This is a genomic window from Paenibacillus sp. FSL H7-0714 (assembly GCF_038003765.1).
Taxonomy (GTDB): domain Bacteria; phylum Bacillota; class Bacilli; order Paenibacillales; family Paenibacillaceae; genus Paenibacillus_AQ.
On sequence record NZ_JBBOPT010000001.1, the window covers coordinates 1,251,414 to 1,269,502 of the forward strand.

An 18,089-nucleotide genomic window follows, 5' to 3' on the forward strand; every position below is an offset into this window, starting at 1 on the left:
AGAGATCAGCTTGAAATATTGTCTAGAGTGTGGAACAGCGTTGGTAATGAAAGAAAGCGATGGGGAAGGGCAGGTACCTTATTGTAATGCATGCGAAACGTTCAGATTCCCTATTTTTAGCACGGCGATCAGTACAGCAGTATTAAATCGGGATATGAATAAGATTCTATTGATTCAGCAGTATAACCGACCAGATTATATATTGCTTGCAGGGTACGTGAATAAAGGTGAAGATGCGGAAACCACACTTATTCGTGAGGTAAAAGAAGAGGTAGGAATTGATATTGTAGCTTATGAATATATGCGCAGCTTGTATTTCGCACCTTCTAATACGCTGATGCTGAATTTTATAGGTGTTGCAGATACGGAGGACTTAAGTCAGGTGAGTGCTGAGGTAGATCATGCAGAATGGTTTACTTTGGAAGAGGCCGCCAGTGCTATTAAAAAGAATAGTCTAGCCGAAACCTTCCTGTTGGCCATTATTGAAAAATTGCATGCAGATCAGGTACAGGTAAATCCAGTATCGGTAGGAGGAACAATGTAAGATGATAGTATATAGCTTTCAGCGGAGAATATGAGTTTGGCGATGCCGATGGTGCAGGAGATTCTGGAGCGGAGGTAAAACAATGTTTAATCAAGAGAAAAGAAGAATGACGACCGAAAGATTGATTTTGAGACCCTTTGAATTATCTGATGCAAAACGTGTCTCTGACCTCTGCAATAATTATAATATCTACAAAAGTACGTTGACCCTACCTTATCCATACACTATCGAATGTGCAATATCATGGATTGAAGCTCATGAAGAGAATTTTATCAATAATATGTATTATGAGTTTGCGATTACTGATAAAAGTACAAACGAGCTTTATGGAGCTATAGGACTGACAAATAAGCAAGCACACAGAAATGGTGAAGTTGGATATTGGATCGGTGAGGAATTGGGGGAAAGGATACGCGACTGAAGCAGCAAAAGCGATCATTGCGTTTGCTTTTTCAGAAAAGCATTATCATAAAGTATTTGCAAGACACTTTGCTTCAAATCCCGGCTCTGGGAAGGTAATGCAAAAATGTGGAATGGTGGAGGAAGGCATTTTATTACAACATATCTATAAAGAAAATAAATATGATGACCTTATTCATTATGGAATTATTAACTCTGAAGGTTAAGCTACATACAGTGAATTTTAAAGTTTTTACAAGCATATAAAACAAAAAGGAGCCGAAGGGCTCCTTTTTATAGTTCTACCATTGATCTTTGCTGACAGATCGGATGGATTTTATTATTTAAGCTTATATACACGAGCTTCATAAGGACGAAGCTGAATTGTGTTTATTTCTTCTTCTGGATTTACTTCGTAGTTGGCAATAAGCAATTCCTTCGCTTGGAATTTCACAGTAGAAGGAAGTTCGAAAGTCGTAGGCTCTCCGAAGAAATTCAATACAACCAGTAGCTGTTCTTCTCCAAGAGTACGTAGATAAGCGTATACCTGCTCATTCTCCTCGGCCAAGATAGTATAGTTTCCGTATACGATAATCTCATGCTGCTTACGCAGTTCAATTAGCTTCTTATAGTAGTGGAAAATAGAATCGGGATCAGCCAGTGCCTTCTCTACGTTGATATCTTTGTAGTTAGGGTTCACAGCCAACCACGGATTGCCGGTAGTGAAGCCTGCCTGCGGTTCCGAGTTCCATTGCATCGGCGTACGGCCATTGTCCCGACCTTTGATGTAAATGGAATTCATGATTTTTTCTTCCGAGTGTCCGGCAGCCAAGTATTCCTTATACATATTTACAATTTCAATATCCTTGTAGTCATCGATGGAAGCAAATTGTACATTTGTCATGCCGATTTCTTCACCTTGATAGATGTAAGGTGTACCTTGGAGCGTGTGAAGCAGTGTTGCTAGCATTTTGCCAGACTCTTTCGGGAACAGCTTATCATCACCAAAGCGGGATAGCATACGCGGCTGATCATGGTTGTTCATATACAGGCTGTTCCAACCCTTACCGTCGAGTGCGACTTGCCACTTGGAAATAATGGACTTAATGTCCGCCAGCTTCCAAGGCTGTACATTCCATTTACCTCCAGGACCGGAATCGACGTCCATGAGCTCGAAATGGAATACCATGTTCAGCTCGTTACGATCCTCGGAAACATACAGTGAAGCTTCTTCTGGAGTGACATTAACGGCTTCACCCACTGTCATGATATCGTACTTGGATAGCACCTCACGGTTCATTTCCTGCATATACTCATGTACGCGTGGACCGTTAACGAAATAGTCTCCACCGAAGTGGTACGTAGGCTGTTCTCCGTTACTTTCCCCAGAAACGCTAGGTAATTCCGGTACTTTGGAGATCAGGTTGATTACGTCCATGCGGAATCCGTCAATTCCTTTATCCAGCCACCAGGTCATCATATCGTAGATTTCCTTGCGGAGCTTTGGATTGTCCCAATTTAGATCGGGTTGTTTACGGGAGAATAGATGGAGGTAATATTCCTCTGATTTCTCATCGTATTCCCAAGCTGATCCACTGAAGAAGGAGCCCCAGTCGTTCGGCGGCTGTCCGTCTTTACCCGGACGCCAGATATAATAATCACGATAAGGATTGTCCTGCGATTTGCGGGACTCTACGAACCAAGCATGCTCATCTGAGGAATGGTTGACCACAAGGTCCATAATCAGCTTCATGCCACGGCTGTGAAGACCAGCAAGCAGTTCCTCCCAATCGGAGAGCGTTCCGAAATCATCCATAATACTTTGATAATTACTGATATCATAACCGTTATCGTCATTAGGCGACTGGTACACTGGGCACAGCCACACCACGTCGACACCAAGATGATTTAAATAATCAAGTTTCGAAATAATCCCTTGCAGATCACCAATACCATCCCCGTTACTGTCTTTAAAGCTGCGGGGGTAAATTTGATACACTACGCTTTCTTTCCACCATTTTTTATCCAAGGTTGTAATCTCCTATCTCTATATAGATCTTACTATTTTATTTAATGGATCCTGATGTAAGTCCGCTGATAATCCATTTTTGTGCGAACAAATAGACGATGAGCATCGGGGTTAATGCGAGCAAATATGAAGCGAAAGCTAAGTTGAAATCTGTACTGAACTGCCCCTGAAATACATATTGTACCAGCGGAAGTGTGTAGGAATCCTGATCGCCGAGCAGAACCAGCGGTAGCATAAAGTCATTCCAAGTGGATAGACAAGACAGGATACCGATCGTTGCACTAACAGGAGCAAGAAGCGGAAAAATAATCTTCCAGAACGTTCCGAAGGTTGATGCACCGTCTACTGTAGCCGCTTCTTCCAGTTCATACGGAATGGAACGGATATAACCGGTGTAAACAAACACGTTAAAGGCCAGACCATATACGACGTATAGAATAATAATCCCTACAATGTTGTTCATGTGCAGATCCGTAGTCACTTTGACCACAGGCAGCATGATAATCTGGAAAGGGATAAACATTGCGCTGATAAAATAGAAGTACAGCACTTTGAAAAATCTTCGCTTCATATTACGTGCAATAGCATAGGCTACCATGGAGTTGGTAAGCAATATGAACACGACTGTTGTAATGGTAATCACGGTACTATTTCCTAATGCATTGAAGAAATTCGTTGCTTTAATCGCATTGGAGAAGTTCTCAAAATGCAGGCCAGTTGGCAGCGAGAAGATTGATTGAGCCATTTCCTCGGGATTCTTGAGTGCGATGGCAATGGTCATGTACAGCGGAAACAGGATCAGTATTGAGCCTAGGGCGATAAGAATCGTTACAGGCCAGTTGGTTGATTTTTTGATCATAAGTCCATCTCCCGTTTCTGCAGAAATTTAAGCTGAAGGGCGGAGATAACGACAATCACGATAAAATAAATCACGGCGTTCGCCGATTGATAGGCAAATTCTCCGCCTTGGAAGCCGCCTGTGTAGATTAAGTGGGCAATGGATTGCGTTGAACGACCTGGACCCCCGCCTGTCAAGGCAACGATTTGGTCGAATACCATTAGACCGCCCTTCATCGCGAGCACCATATTGATGGTGAAGAAGGAAGCAAGCATTGGAAACGTAATGCTCCAGAATTCTCTCCAGCGGCTAGCGCCGTCCAGATTGGAAGCTTCGTAAAGATCATGAGGAATGGTTTGAAGACCCGCAAGATAGAGAATCGTGTTATAAGCAATCCCCTGCCAAACGGCTACAATGACGATACCGATCCAAGCCCAGTCGGAGTTACCGAGAATGTTCTGTGATAGGAATTCGCTGCCGATTTTCGCACCCCAAATAGGGAATACATTAGCGAACAAGTAGTTAAAAATAAAACCAACAATCAATACGCTGAGGATATTCGGCAAGAAATATACGCCACGGAAAAAGTTTTTAGCTTTAATTTTGGCGTTAAGTCCAAGCGCAATCAACAAGCTGATGATATTGATAAGAATAGTGGTTAGAATGGCATATTTAAAAGTGAACACATATGAATTCAACACATTTTCATCTTGAAAAATGTTAATGAAGTTCTTAAATCCTACGTAATCAAAGCTGTCACTAAAGCCGTCCCAGTTCGTGAACGAATAATATATACCCTGGATTGCAGGAAAGGTATGGAAGGCAAAGAAAAGAAGTAATGCCGGTATAGTCATCAGATAAAAGGCGACTCGGCGTTTGGCCATCATGTAATCCTCCTCATTGTAAAAGCGAAAGAGAAGAGGGGAAGCCCCGTTCTCTTTCGCGGTTCATGTTTGTCTGATCAGTTTATTTCCGGTTAGCTACTTTATCCCATTCCTTATCAAGCTGTTCTAGGTAAGCTTTAATGTCTTTCTTTTGCAAGAAGGATTGGTTGATGGTATCCACTTTCATCGCACTTGGGATGTAGTGGTCAGCAAAGTCAGCCAAGTTGCCAGCGGTAAACGCTTCTTTGAAGCCATCCATCGTTGGATCATCTTGTGTTACACCTTTTACAGCTGGGAATGCTTTTTGCTCATTGATGTATAGGCTAACATTCTCAGGTTGAAGCAGGAAGTCTACGAATTTCTTTGCTTCTTCTTTATGTTTAGTGTTCTTGGAAATCGTCAGCAACGTATCTACGCCAGAAATGACTTTGTTATCGGCAGCATCATTTGTTGCTGGGAATGGGAATACGCCAAGTTCAATGGATGGATTGGCTTTCACGATTTCTGGGATTGCCCATACGCCTTGCAGGTACATTGCGGATTCACCTTTAGCGAATGCTGTGTTTCCGTCATTGTAACCTTTACCAAAAATATCTTTTTGTCCGTATTCCGTCAGCTTAAGCAGCTTTTCAGCAACCTCGTTAAAGCTGTCAGCGAAGGTTACAGTGCCTGCCGCACGCTCCTTGAAGAAATCATTCCCTTTAATGATCGTGGAGAGGGAGTTGAACGGCGTAAGTGTTGTCCATGAATCCTTCAGTGTCAGGTAAAAAGCATTTTTACCGCTGTCCTTGAACTTTTGAGCGACAGCCATGAACTCATCCCAAGTAGTTGGAACAGTAACACCGGCTTCAGCGAACATCGCTTTATTGTAAATGACACCACTTGCGTTTGAAGAGAATGGAAGACCATTCAGTTCGTCCGAACCCGTCAGGTCTTTCAGCATTTGAAGATATGCTGGCTGGATATTCTCAGCGAGTGGATCACCTGTGAAATCTTCAAAAAGACCGCTGCCAGATAACGTCTTGTAGGTGTCAGTTGCTCCGATCCCTACCACGTCAGGAATATCTTTCTTCGCTGCACGAGTTTTCAATACCGTTTCAGCATCTGGCGGGTTAACCTGTGTGACAACAATATTTGGATTGGCTTCATTGAATTTCGCAACCAGCTTGTCGAAGGTGGCTTTGGCTTCGGTTTTATTTTGGAAAAACTCAACTTTTACCTTTTCACCGGAGGAGGCATTTCCACCACTATTTGCGCTGTTGTCAGCCGCATTGCTACCACAGGCACTAAGTACGGACATAGCCAGTACGCTAACCACTACGGGTTTGATTGTTTTTTTCATGATTAAATCCTCCTAATAATTTGTTGGTATTATGAACATGTAAGAGATTAAACATGTACGTAAATGAAAACTAATTGATATTCTGCTACTTATAGGCGGCAGATATGCATCACCAATAGAGAGAGTAAACGTTTACGTAAAAGGGGTAAAAAGACTCAGGTAAGTGATCTTACCGTTTGTCTTTCCACAATTAAGTGATCGACAATTTTGCTATCTACAGTCTCGCCTGTTTCAATCATCTGAATAAGCTTCTCCACGGCGATCTTACCAATATCGTACAGTGGTTGACGCACTGTAGTTAACGGAGGAATAATCATTTTCGCCATTCCAAGATCGTCATAACCCATAATGGATATATCGTCGGGAACACTTAAACCATATTTGATGACCGTGGAAAGAGCACCAATCGCCATTTCATCACTAGCGGCAAAGACGGCAGTGACATCAGGGGCTTGCTCCAAGAGAGCTTCCATTGCAATGCTCCCGCTTTCATACAGAAAGTCTCCAAAGGTGAGATAGCGGCTGTCGAAAGGAATCCCACTCGCTTCAAGCGCTTTACGATATCCCTCGGCTCTGGGTGCACCAGCGATAGCATCGCTTGGATTTCCGCTGATCATGGCTATTTTGCTATGACCTTTGGAAATTAAGTAGAGGGTAGCATCATAAGCAGCCTGGTAATCGTCTACTTTCACGTAAGGTACACTGGCAAATTCCGTTTGGGAAGAAACCAACACAACTGGGATCTTCATGGTTTCTAGCACATCGTAATACTCTTTCTTCAAGACCTCACTAGAGTAAATAATGCCATCGACCTGCTTCTCCCTTAAGAGCTGTAAGTACTTTAACGTTCGTTTACCATCCTGGTCGGTATTACAGACCATTACACTGTAATTGCGGTCATTGGCCAATTCCTCAATGCCTTTAAGCAGATCGGAGGAGAACGCTCCAGAAACACTTGGAAACATTACACCAATGGTCTGCGTACGCTTATTGATTAGACCACGAGCAATCGCGTTAGGTTGATAGCCGAGTTCTTTGATAGCTTCATTTACCTTTTGTTTCGTCTTGTCGGAGTACCCACTTAAATTGTTTAGCACGCGAGAGACTGTTGCAATGGAAACGTTCGCTTTTTGTGCAACATCTTTAATTGTTGGGTTCATTCATACGACTCCTTAGATTACGGTTAGCCTAAGATTAAACGTTTACGCTTCGAAAATCAAATTCATTAAAAAGTATTACGTAAACGCTTACCCTGAATATAAATCCTGACAGGTATGCTTGTCAACTCCACTTAAAAAATATGTGAATGATAAGAACCATAAAAGGTAATTATTTTTCAATAGAATGAAACCGATTAAATTACCAGAAAATCTCTGTTAAAGTGGTGTATAAGAGGGAGAAATGTAGTTGGAGCAGGATATTAAGAATACAGAGACCCAGAATTGACAAAAGAATATTAGAGGACTAACATTTAGACAGTAAACGCTTACGTGAAATCGGATTGATTGTTTATCGTTGGTTTAGTGTTTAACCGGATAAGGAGCTGCGCTTATGAATATTTATCTCGAAATTCCAGATGTGGATAAGCATTTTCCTTTTAGAAGTTTACTATGTGGAGGAGATACGCTGTGCTATCCGCATTGGCATAAAGAAATTGAAATTATATATGTAACTAAAGGAAGTCTAAATCTGGGAATAAATGATACCCCTATTCACATGGAGCAGGGTGAGGTTCAATTTATCAACGGTGGGGATGTCCATTATTTTCTCGCCTCACCTGAAAGCGAACGGGTAGTAATTCAATTCGATCTTAACCTGTTTCAGGAAGTCGCAGCTTTGAGCGGAAATGATTATTCGCTTCGTGAGGTTTTTACGCTTATGGAGCATTCTAGTTCAAAATGGCCCGAAGCAACCGCCGTGAAGATCAAAGGGCTGATTGAGAGTATTTATGAGGAAGACGTGCAGCGAAGAGATGGGTACGCTTACTTAATCAAAGCTAGATTGTTTGAACTATTGACCGTTATTTTACGGGAAGTGCCTAAGAGTGCACTCAATAAACAGCCTAAGTTCTCGGAAGATACGCTGAACCAGTCCAGAGAAACACTGGAAAGATTAGAGCGGATTTTTATCTATGTAGAGCAGCATTACCAGGAAGCCATTACGCTGAATGAGGTAGCTAGCTATATGGGCTTTAGTCCGTATTATTTTACCAAGCTATTCAAGAAGAATACTGGTATGACCTTTATAGCTTTCTTAAACGAATATCGGCTTAACAAAGCTAAATGGATCTTAATCAATGAAGATTTGCCGATGTCTGCGGTGGCGGAAGCCGCCGGGTTTGGCAGCGTGAAGACATTCCATCATTTTTTCAAAGATGCCACGGGGATATCCCCCCTAAAATACCATAAGACAATATTCGGGAATAATACAGCAAGAATGCAGGAAGAAAGACGCCCCCGGGCTTTGTATGATAGAGATATCAAAACAGGAACAAGTGGAGGTTAGAATAAAAATGACATTAACAGTAGGAATTATCGGCTGCGGAGGCATTGCAAACGGCAAACATATGCCAGCGCTATCAAAAGTGGAAGGTGCTCGAATGGTTGCTTTTTGCGATATCGTTCCAGAGCGTGCTGAGAAGGCAAAAGCGGAGTTTGGGGATGAGGGCTCCGTGGTTTACACAGATTATAAAGAGCTTCTTAAAGATGCAAGTATAGATGTAATTCATGTATGTACACCAAACATTTCCCATGCAGAGATTTCCATTGCGGCAATGGAGGCAGGCAAGCATGTAATGTGTGAAAAGCCGATGGCTAAGACCACAGCAGAAGCGCAAGCAATGATCGATGCTTCAAAACGAACTGGGAAGAAGCTGACCATCGGTTACCAAAACCGTTTCAGACCAGATTCAGCTTATCTGCATACGGTATGCGAGAATGATGGTCTTGGAGAGATTTATTATGCTAAAGCTAAAGCGATCCGTCGTCGTGCCGTTCCAACGTGGGGCGTGTTTCTGGACGAGGAAGCGCAAGGCGGAGGTCCATTGATTGATATCGGTACTCATGCCCTTGATTTGACTCTTTGGATGATGGATAACTACAAACCAAAATATGTTGTCGGTAACGCTTATCATAAGCTGTCCGGTCGTAAAAACGCTGCGAACGCTTGGGGCCCGTGGGATCCAGAGAAATTTACAGTTGAGGATTCCGCAATTGGATTCATTACTATGGAGAATGGAGCTAGCATCGTTCTCGAAGCAAGCTGGGCGCTGAATACCCTTGATGTTGGTGAAGCTAAAACTGTGCTTTGCGGTACTGAAGGTGGAGCGGATATGGAGAACGGTCTGCGCATTAACGGAGAAGAATACGGCAAGACATTCGAGAAGCATATCAGCCTGGAAGCCGGTGGCGTTGACTTTTATGATGGCGCGGGAGATGATCCTGCATTAACGGAGGCTACTCAGTGGATCGAAAGCATCGTCAATGACACCGAGCCTGTAGTGAAGCCAGAGCAGGCACTCGTTGTTACCCGCATCTTGGAGGCTATTTATAAATCCTCTGAGACTGGCATGCCTGTATTTTTTGAAAAGTAAGAAAGTATAAGTTCCACGTTATACTTAATCCTTACTTTTCTACGAGAAACGTTTGTCATCTTCTAAGGATGACAACGGCGTTTCTTCTTGAATAAACAGTCAAGTTTAACGACATAGATAACTATGAACTAGGAGTGTGTCCAAAGTGACCAGAGTAACGGTATGGAATGAATTCCGCCATGAACGGCAGGAAGAGAGAATTCTCAAGGTCTATCCGCAAGGGATTCACGGACAATTGGCAAGCTTCCTTCAGGAAGCTGGACTGGACGCTCAGACAGCTACGCTGGATGAACCGGAGCATGGACTGACACAAGATGTGCTGGATAACACAGATGTACTGATTTGGTGGGGACATGTTGCCCATCAAGAAGTTAGTGATGAGATTGTAAATCGTGTTCACCAAAGAGTGCTTCAAGGCATGGGACTAGTGGTTCTTCATTCGGGTCATATGTCCAAAATATTCATGAAGTTAATGGGCACCAGCTGTGATCTAAAGTGGCGTGAAGCAGGGGAGAAGGAGCGTCTTTGGGTCATGGACCCAAGTCACCCGATTGCTGAGGGCATTGGTGAATATATCGATTTGGAGCAAGAGGAAATGTACGGAGCACATTTTGATGTGCCAGCACCAGAGAGTCTAATTTTTGTCGGCTGGTTTGAAGGCGGCAATGTGTTCCCAAGCGGATCGACCTATCGTCGTGGGAACGGGAAGATCTTTTATTTCCAACCTGGTCATGAATCTTATCCAACCTATTACAACAAAGAAATCCAAAGAGTGATCATCAATGGTGTGAACTGGTGTGCACCAACGAAGCGTGATTATCCAGTTTACGGACATTCTGAAGCTTTGGAGCCAATCAAAGAAAAGGTGGTATTATAAATGAAATTAGGCGTATTTGATCCTGTATTTGGAAGTTTGACTCTCGATGAGATGCTTGATAAAATCGCTGCTGCTGGTTTGAATGCGGTAGAGATCGGTTCAGGAGGCAATCCCGGAAATGCCCACTGTCCAACAGATGAGCTGCTTGCCAGCGAATCAGCACGTAAGGAATATCTGGAGAAGTTCACGAAACGTGGCATTATGATCAGTGCATTCAGTTGCCATAATAACCCGATTTCGCCGGATAAAGAAGAAGCTCGTGAAGGTGACGAAATTCTGCGTAAGTCGATCAAGCTAGCTTCGCTAATGGGCGTTAAGGTAGTGAACACTTTCTCGGGAACCGCGGGAGACAGCGACGATGCAAAAGCACCGAACTGGCCAGTTACACCTTGGCCTACCGTGTACAGCGACATCAAAACCTGGCAGTGGGAGCATAAACTGATCCCTTACTGGAAGGAAATTGGTAAGCTGGCTGAGGAGCATGGCGTTAAGATCGGTATCGAGCTTCATGGCGGATTCCTCTGCCATACTCCTTACACGATTCTGAAGCTTAGAGAAGCAACCTGTGATGCGATCGGCGCGAATCTAGACCCGAGCCATCTGTGGTGGCAAGGCATCGATCCTGTAGGCGCGATCAAGATTCTTGGTAAAGCTGGCGCGATCCATCATTTCCATGCCAAGGACACGTACCTGGATCAGGACAATATTAATATGTATGGTCTGACGGATATGCAGCCTTATGGCGATGTACAGACCCGCGCGTGGACCTTCCGCTCCGTTGGCTGTGGACACAGCATATCTGAATGGTCGGATATCATGAGTGCGCTGCGTACTTACGGTTATGATTATGTGGTCAGCATCGAGCATGAAGACCCTCTTATGACGGTAGACGAAGGCTTCCAACGTGCAGTAACCAATTTGCAATCCATTCTTATTCGCGATCAACCACAAGGTATGTGGTGGGCGTAAGAATAGTTTAAGAACGAAAGGTCTTGATTCTCTAGTGTTTGTAGAGGATCAAGACCTTTTTTTGCGTGTTTATGTGGATGTGGGTTAGGATAATGTGCGGATGTAGAAAATAGCAGAAAGCAAGGTTCTAAGATGAATAAAGGAGAGACAACAATGTTACTAGAAGTTATTGCTACAACATTAAGTGATGCAGTACTGGCCGAGCGTTATGGAGCTGATCGAATTGAATTGATCACTGGGATCAGTGAAGGGGGATTGACGCCCAGTCTGGGACTTATTGAAAAAGTGCGCAATGCTGTCTCTATCCCGGTCAGGGTAATGGTTAGACCCCATGCCAGATCCTTTTCTTATGATAAGGATGATATAGAAACCATGGAGCAGGATATTCAGCATATCGTATCTATCGGCGGGTTATCTGTCGTAATGGGCATGTTACGCCCTGATGGAACAATTGACGAAGAGTCACTTCAAAGGTTACTTCGTACTGCAAAAGGTTTGGAGGTGACATTCCATCGTGCTTTTGATGAAGTGAGGGATCAATTTGAGGCGTTAGAAATATTGATGCGTTATCCTCAAATTACTGACATTCTAACATCAGGAGCCGAGAATACAGCCCCTAAAGGTGCGGAACGTCTTGCTGCGCTGGAGCAGCTTACCTCGAAGCAATCTATATCTATTCTTGCTGGCAGTGGGTTAACGGCAGATGGGTTAAGTGATTTTATAAAACAAACGGGTGTGCGCCGAGTTCATTTCGGTTCAGCCGTTAGAGAAGATGGAGATGCGCTAAAGCCGATAGATCCTCTTCGCTTGCAGGTTGTTCGAAACTTTTTGGATCAAAGAAAAGAGCAGTAACCTCACCGGTACTTATTGATTTCATTCTCCGATAGGCTTGTCCGTTGATTTCGATTTAATCTCCTTATTTGGATGATATTATAAAATCGGAATATTAAATTTACGAATGTTGATCAAGCCAAATATGACAATCGGAGGATGACCTACAGTGAGTAAGGTACAGTTCTCGGTTCAAGTAAGGTTAGTATCCAATCTGGAGCGTTCCAAGGAATTTTACGCTACAGCGTTAAGCTGTGAAGTGAATGATTGGTGGGCGGTACGTGATTGCATTTGGTTCAGGTAAGAAACATTAGTTGTCTAATCATGAAATACTGAGCATATAAAATATAGAGCTGATCTTTGGTTATCCAAAGGTCGGCTTTTTTAATGTGCGTTCACTTGGTTACAGTATTGCAATCTCTGCGTCAAATGTGGGGGACGAGTTGAAAAGAATAGGTACAGGTTGGTATGCAACAAAATTGAAATGATTTCGTCTTTATATATGGAGGTGGAGAAAATTGGGATTTTTCGTTTCGGGTGGCCGGTTTGAATCATTATTACAGCGGAACATGAAGCTGATGCTTGTATTTGGACTTCTGTTCGCTGCATGTTTTACAGGTGTGGGAAAGGCGGAAGCTGCTGCTGGATCAGATCTGATTATCGTGAACAAAAAGACAAACAAACTCGCGTATTTCAGTGATGGCAAGCTTGTGAAGACTTTTCCAGTCGCAACAGGAAAATCAAAGGAACTGACGCCTGAAGGCAGCTTCAAAATGGTAGTTAAAGTAAAGAACAGACCCTATTACAAAGAGAAAATACCCGGGGGTGATCCGGCCAATCCACTTGGCGACCGCTGGCTAGGGCTAGAAGTGAACGGAACTTATGGTACCACATATGCGATTCACGGCAATAATAATGAGTCCTCCATAGGAAAGTATGTCAGCGCCGGATGTATTCGAATGCATAATGATGACATCCACTGGCTGTACCCAAAAATAGCTAAAAATACAAGGGTCATTATTACAACAAGCACACTGGCTATGGAGAGTATTGCGACTAAAAATGGGTATTCCGTAGGAAGTAAGATGTTTGCTGGAGCTTTTGAGCTGGATGGAGTCACGACAAAGCTAAAAGATCCTTTTTTAATGGATAACTCCCGTGTATTTGTTCCGCTGAGAGAATCTGTAGCCTTGTTAGGTGGAACTTTACAGAGCAAAGCTGGAACAGGTGCACTGCTAATTACGATAGGAAATCGTACGGTGGCACATCAGCCTTTATCCGATCAGGCTGTTGTGAATGGAAAGACACTTACGATACCGGCGTCCCGTAATGAAAATGGTCGATTGATGATTCCGCTGAGCATCTTGCCCGAATTATTTGGTATTCAGGTGCAATGGAGTTCACAGTCTCAGTCGGTAAAGATTATTTTATAACTATTCTTGAACTTTTAATTCTGGCTTAATGGGTATATACTATATTCATTCAAACCAATTCGGACAATGACGGAGGACCACCGACTGATGAATAACTAACACGTTTCCTAGAAGTAGACCATTGAGCTTGTGAAGTGCATATGCACAAGTCACGGATCACCCGTTCAGGGTGATAACGGTCAGGGATACGTGTGTCGGTCGGGGGTCTTACGTTGCTTTTATATGAATAGATCTATCTATTGTTTGGTTTACTCTGCATACAGCAGGTGATCACGGCCGTAGTCTATTCATGTTATGGCATATTTCCCTCCCCATCATACGCTATTTGACCGCAGACCGCTGGCTGCGGTTTTTTATTTGCAATATAATCGGAGGAATGGAATATGACCCTAATAAAAACAAAAAATTTACGTAAAGAATGGAACGGGACCCTGTTATTCGAGAAGGTGTCCTTTGAGATATCAGAAGGAGAGCGTGTGCTCTTGTTCGGTCGTAATGGAGTCGGCAAAACCACATTACTTAAGGGGCTGATCGGTCGCCTCCTCTTTGAGGAGGGAAGTATCTATCATGGTTTGCCACGTGAGGAATGGGGTGTGCTGGATCAGCAGCTAGAAGTATCCGAAGAAGTGACCGCCTTGGATTACGTAATCGCCGGATCGCCAGAGCTCCCCCAATTGAAGCGCAGGCTTGAAATTCTCAGTCAGAGGTTGCAGGAGCAGAACGACGAGAGTGAAGCGGGATTGGCTGAATACGCCGAAGTGTACGATCAATACTTGCAGCTTGGTGGTTATGACTGGGAGGCAAAAGCGGAAAAATGCTTGAAGCAGCTCAAACTTGAGCGTTCGGTTTGGAATGTGCCGTATCCATCGCTAAGCGGTGGGCAAAAGACACGCGTTCAATTGGCCGCATTGTTAGCTCAGCAGCCGAAGCTGTTGATTCTAGATGAGCCGACGAATCACTTAGATGGAGAAACGATGGAGTGGTTGGAACAATGGGTCCATACCTATCCCGGAACTGTGCTTTATGTTTCGCATGATCGTACGTTCATCGATCGAACGGCGACGGCGTTGCTGGAGCTTAGTCCAGAGGGGTGTCGCCGGTATTCGGGTGGATATACGCAGTATCGGGAGCAGAAGGAGGTAGAGGCGCGAACGCTAGAGGGACAATATAAGAAGCAGGAACAGGAAAAGGAGAAGCTGCTGGAGAGCATCAGAAGGTATTCCGAATGGTTCCAACAGGCACACCGTGCTGCCGGACAGCATGATTTCCTGCGTGCGAAATCAAAGAAGAACGTATCTCGTCTTCATGCGAAGGAAGCTGCACTCGAACGCTTAAATAAGAACCGTGTGGAATTACCACGCGAGACAAGTAAGCTGAAGATGAAGCTGGAAAGTGAAGCGTTTATGGCGGACACTTTGCTGTCACTCCGCGAGATTGATTTTGCATATAAGGGTAGTGCGCCTGTACTGAAAAATTTCAGTTTGACATTGAGTCGAGGAGATCGTCTCGCTATTCTGGGTCCTAATGGTGTCGGTAAGTCTTCTTTGCTGAAGCTGATTGCTGGTATTCATCAACCTAGCAAAGGTGAAGTGCGGCTGCATCCGCGTACGAAGGTTGGTTATTTTGCGCAAGAGCTCGATAATCTAGCGGTGTCGTCCACCATTCTGGATAGTTTGCTTGAACTGCCAGGTATGACCCAAACGGAGGCACGAACGATTCTGGGCTGCTTTTTATTTTCGCGGGATGATGTCTTTAAACGAATTGGTGATTTAAGTCTGGGGGAGAAATGTCGTGTAGCTTTCCTTAAACTGTACTTTGGAAAAGCTAACCTATTAGTACTGGATGAACCCACCAATTATCTGGACATTGACACTAGGGAACGAGTAGAAGAAGCGCTAAGGGTATATCCGGGAGGAATTGTGATGGTCTCACATGACCGGTACCTTCACACTAAAGTAGCTAATCGTTTGGTAATACTAGCACCGACTCAGGCACCGAAGTTTTTTCAAGGTTCCTATGAGGAATACATCTCAAAAGACAGGAGTCGAGTGCTTACCCGTAAAGAACAGGCCCTTGAGGACGACCTCGTTCTTCTGCAGCTGCGTCTGAATCAACTGATCCAGAGCGGAACTAGGGATACAGAGGAGGAGAATGAAGCGTTAATGGCGGAAATCGTTAATCTGAGGGCGCAGATTCAGGAAATAGAGGGTAAGGAAAAAACTATACACTCATAGGGAAGAACCGACACAACCTAGCTCAGGATAGAAGGTATCTTGGGCTGGGTTGTTTTTTCGAATATTCCGTTAGGAGTCATCACAGTCAAAGTGTATAATTGGATGAATATGGATGTTTTGCATACAGAAAATTTTGAAGGGGAGGCTCTAGAAATGACAAAACTAGGTTCTTTTATATTGGAATTACTTCGAATGTGTGTATTGCTTATGTTAACCTTGTTTATTTTAGGCGGGGTAGAGAGATTTATATATCAATCTATATTTGGTCAGCCTGTGTATAACTGGAGTATGGCGCTCGGGAATTTATTGATATTTTTTATGCTGTATCGGAATCATTTTCAGTTTAAAGGTTGGTACAAATCGCAGAAAAATCAAAAGCTAACGATCCTCACTACGAGAATCACAACGGTTATATCGCTTGGACTTATCATCCTGCCGATCGGGCGGCTAAGCCTATGAAGATTAGAATCATCGGGGCCTGTGGAAGTGGCAAATCCTATATCGCTAGAGAGCTGTCCAAAAAGTATGGTGTGAATTATTACGAAACAGATAATTTGGTATGGGATAGAAATGGCGAAAACCTCCGTTATTCTGTTGAAGAAAGGGATGCGCAATTGAAGGAGATCCTCGATAAACCGTCATGGATCCTGGAAGGCGTACATTATAAGTGGGGGCAAGAGAGCTTTGGAAAAGCAGATTTAATCGTTATTCTGAGACCTAATCGAGTATTCAGGGATTTGAGGGTCATTACAAGGTTTATAAAGACAAGACTTGGATTTGAGCAAGCGAATTATAAGCAATCGTTTAAGAATCTGTATGTGATGATTTTTGAATGGAATCGGGGATATGATCAGGAAGCGATACATAGAATAATTGAATTAACGAATAATTTTTCTGATAGACGGGTGATTTTAAAGAATAATAAGGAACTGGAAACTACTATTGAAGAGCGGATAATCAGGATGAATGAATAAAGTAAGCATAGAGAGTGAGGCCCTAAAATGGATAATTATAAAGTTGAACGTTTGGAACAGGAGGATTTCATAGGCTTTTGGAAAAGAGTTCTCGCTACTATTCTTGATCTCCTTATCATTCTGATACCTGCGGTTATTGTATACTGGATATTCAATTCATTAGCTATATCCTTGCATTCGGAGATTCCCATCATCCTTGAGTATATTTTCTTCGTCGTGTTTGATGTTTTTATGATCGTTAGATTTGGCGGAACGCCTGGGAAGCTGGTTTTAAAGATGAAAATTGTCAATCAGCAAGGGAATATCCCAACGTTGAAGGAAGCACTAATTCGAAATATTTTCCGAATCATGAGTACGATTTTTTCAATGATTGTTGGCGTAAGCCTCTACGATCTCACTGTGATTTCCACCACTCTTAATTTATGGGCACCTTTAGCTACTGACCTCAGTAAAATACTTGGCCTCATCATGCTTGTGGATTATCTATTTGTCGCATTTACTCCCCGTAAACGGGCGCTTCACGATATGATGGCTGGTACTTATGTTGTTGATAAATCCGCAATCTAAAGGATGCTTTTATAAGCATTCTTTTTTTAATATTAAGTATTTTACTATTAAACAATTTACTATTAAATATTTTAGTGTTAAAATATATTTCGAAGCAGCCAATAATTATGAATATCTAAGGAGGATGTCTTGGAAAACCCAGATATTTTTAGACTCATACATGCAGTTGAATTATTCACGAATGAAATTATTGTTCGATGGATGAATGCTTTTGACCACAATATTGGGATATCTCCTGTTCTCGTCTTGGGAGAATTGAATAAAAAGGGTCCTCAGAAGCAAACTACTTTGGCTAAGAAGCTAGGTTATACGCCGGGGGCGATGACGAATATTGCCAATCGCTTAATTAAGCAGGAAATGGCCGAGCGCAAATATAACGAGGATGATCGCCGAAATGTACTGCTGTCTATCACGGATAAAGGCAGAGATGTACTGAAGGAAGCACAGCTAAAAGGGCAGGAGCTCCGAGTTGAAATGTTTCAGAAGCTCGATGAAGAAGAACTGCAGCAATTCTTGAAAATCTATGAAAAGTTGTTAACGAGCTTTGATAGCTCTGAAACATAAATGAAGTCATCT

The 18,089-nt window shown here is 43.1% G+C and carries 18 protein-coding genes and 1 pseudogene; 14 read left to right on the plus strand and 5 right to left on the minus strand.

Going from position 1 to position 18,089, the window contains the following annotated elements; translation table 11 throughout:
• Positions 1 to 10: 10 nt before the first annotated feature.
• Entirely contained in the window at positions 11 to 544 is a 534-nt protein-coding gene (locus tag NST34_RS05485; protein WP_076283997.1) for an NAD(+) diphosphatase, read from the plus strand.
• Between the two features lie 82 nt (positions 545 to 626).
• Positions 627 to 1,170, plus strand: a pseudogene (locus NST34_RS05490) (GNAT family N-acetyltransferase).
• Positions 1,171 to 1,283: 113 nt separating this feature from the next.
• Here NST34_RS05490 and NST34_RS05495 read toward each other — a convergent pair.
• The 5 genes from NST34_RS05495 to NST34_RS05515 all read right to left on the minus strand — a co-directional run bounded on the left by NST34_RS05495 (position 1,284) and on the right by NST34_RS05515 (position 7,196).
• Positions 1,284 to 2,972 carry a glycoside hydrolase family 13 protein gene (locus tag NST34_RS05495; protein WP_341127328.1) on the minus strand — a complete coding sequence of 563 codons (1,689 nt, stop codon included), beginning with the start codon at positions 2,970 to 2,972 and terminating at the stop codon, positions 1,284 to 1,286.
• A gap of 37 nt (positions 2,973 to 3,009) precedes the next feature.
• Positions 3,010 to 3,831, minus strand: a complete 822-nt coding sequence (locus tag NST34_RS05500; protein WP_179085741.1) for a carbohydrate ABC transporter permease — start codon at positions 3,829 to 3,831, stop codon at positions 3,010 to 3,012.
• Positions 3,828 to 4,694 (minus strand): carbohydrate ABC transporter permease, encoded by an 867-nt coding sequence (locus tag NST34_RS05505; protein WP_042185429.1) that lies wholly within the window; start codon positions 4,692 to 4,694, stop codon positions 3,828 to 3,830. Before NST34_RS05505 ends, NST34_RS05500 begins: the two co-directional genes overlap by 4 nt.
• Before the next feature lie 82 nt (positions 4,695 to 4,776).
• Entirely contained in the window at positions 4,777 to 6,036 is a 1,260-nt protein-coding gene (locus NST34_RS05510; protein WP_076284000.1) for an ABC transporter substrate-binding protein, read from the minus strand.
• Between the two features lie 155 nt (positions 6,037 to 6,191).
• Positions 6,192 to 7,196 carry a LacI family DNA-binding transcriptional regulator gene (locus NST34_RS05515; RefSeq protein ID WP_076284001.1) on the minus strand — a complete coding sequence of 335 codons (1,005 nt, stop codon included), beginning with the start codon at positions 7,194 to 7,196 and terminating at the stop codon, positions 6,192 to 6,194.
• A 391-nt stretch (positions 7,197 to 7,587) separates the two neighbouring features.
• Here NST34_RS05515 and NST34_RS05520 point away from each other — a divergent pair, with 391 nt between their 5' ends.
• From NST34_RS05520 to NST34_RS05575, 12 genes are all read left to right on the plus strand, one after another.
• A complete protein-coding gene (locus NST34_RS05520) occupies positions 7,588 to 8,541 on the plus strand; it encodes an AraC family transcriptional regulator (protein ID WP_076284002.1) in 954 nt (317 codons plus the stop codon).
• 7 nt (positions 8,542 to 8,548) lie between these two features.
• Positions 8,549 to 9,628 carry a Gfo/Idh/MocA family protein gene (locus NST34_RS05525; RefSeq protein WP_042185435.1) on the plus strand — a complete coding sequence of 360 codons (1,080 nt, stop codon included), beginning with the start codon at positions 8,549 to 8,551 and terminating at the stop codon, positions 9,626 to 9,628.
• 145 nt (positions 9,629 to 9,773) lie between these two features.
• Positions 9,774 to 10,505 (plus strand): ThuA domain-containing protein, encoded by a 732-nt coding sequence (locus NST34_RS05530; protein ID WP_076284004.1) that lies wholly within the window; start codon positions 9,774 to 9,776, stop codon positions 10,503 to 10,505.
• Positions 10,506 to 11,474, plus strand: coding sequence for a sugar phosphate isomerase/epimerase family protein (locus tag NST34_RS05535; RefSeq protein WP_042185436.1), 969 nt, complete (start codon positions 10,506 to 10,508; stop codon positions 11,472 to 11,474).
• 153 nt (positions 11,475 to 11,627) lie between these two features.
• Positions 11,628 to 12,326, plus strand: a complete 699-nt coding sequence (locus tag NST34_RS05540) for a copper homeostasis protein CutC (RefSeq protein WP_341049893.1) — start codon at positions 11,628 to 11,630, stop codon at positions 12,324 to 12,326.
• A gap of 148 nt (positions 12,327 to 12,474) precedes the next feature.
• Positions 12,475 to 12,609 carry a VOC family protein gene (locus NST34_RS05545; RefSeq protein ID WP_341127329.1) on the plus strand — a complete coding sequence of 45 codons (135 nt, stop codon included), beginning with the start codon at positions 12,475 to 12,477 and terminating at the stop codon, positions 12,607 to 12,609.
• A 214-nt stretch (positions 12,610 to 12,823) separates the two neighbouring features.
• A complete protein-coding gene (locus tag NST34_RS05550; RefSeq protein ID WP_256716435.1) occupies positions 12,824 to 13,738 on the plus strand; it encodes a L,D-transpeptidase family protein in 915 nt (304 codons plus the stop codon).
• Positions 13,739 to 14,121: 383 nt separating this feature from the next.
• Positions 14,122 to 15,972 carry a ribosomal protection-like ABC-F family protein gene (gene abc-f / locus NST34_RS05555; protein WP_341127330.1) on the plus strand — a complete coding sequence of 617 codons (1,851 nt, stop codon included), beginning with the start codon at positions 14,122 to 14,124 and terminating at the stop codon, positions 15,970 to 15,972.
• A 153-nt stretch (positions 15,973 to 16,125) separates the two neighbouring features.
• Entirely contained in the window at positions 16,126 to 16,431 is a 306-nt protein-coding gene (locus NST34_RS05560; RefSeq protein ID WP_341127331.1) for a hypothetical protein, read from the plus strand.
• A complete protein-coding gene (locus NST34_RS05565; protein ID WP_341061308.1) occupies positions 16,428 to 16,946 on the plus strand; it encodes a hypothetical protein in 519 nt (172 codons plus the stop codon). The genes NST34_RS05560 and NST34_RS05565 overlap by 4 nt, the downstream gene beginning before the upstream one ends.
• 27 nt (positions 16,947 to 16,973) lie before the next feature.
• A complete protein-coding gene (locus NST34_RS05570; protein ID WP_076301072.1) occupies positions 16,974 to 17,513 on the plus strand; it encodes an RDD family protein in 540 nt (179 codons plus the stop codon).
• 129 nt (positions 17,514 to 17,642) lie between these two features.
• On the plus strand, positions 17,643 to 18,077 hold the full coding sequence (locus tag NST34_RS05575) for a MarR family winged helix-turn-helix transcriptional regulator (protein ID WP_341127332.1): 435 nt from the start codon (positions 17,643 to 17,645) through the stop codon (positions 18,075 to 18,077).
• Positions 18,078 to 18,089: the final 12 nt, after the last annotated feature.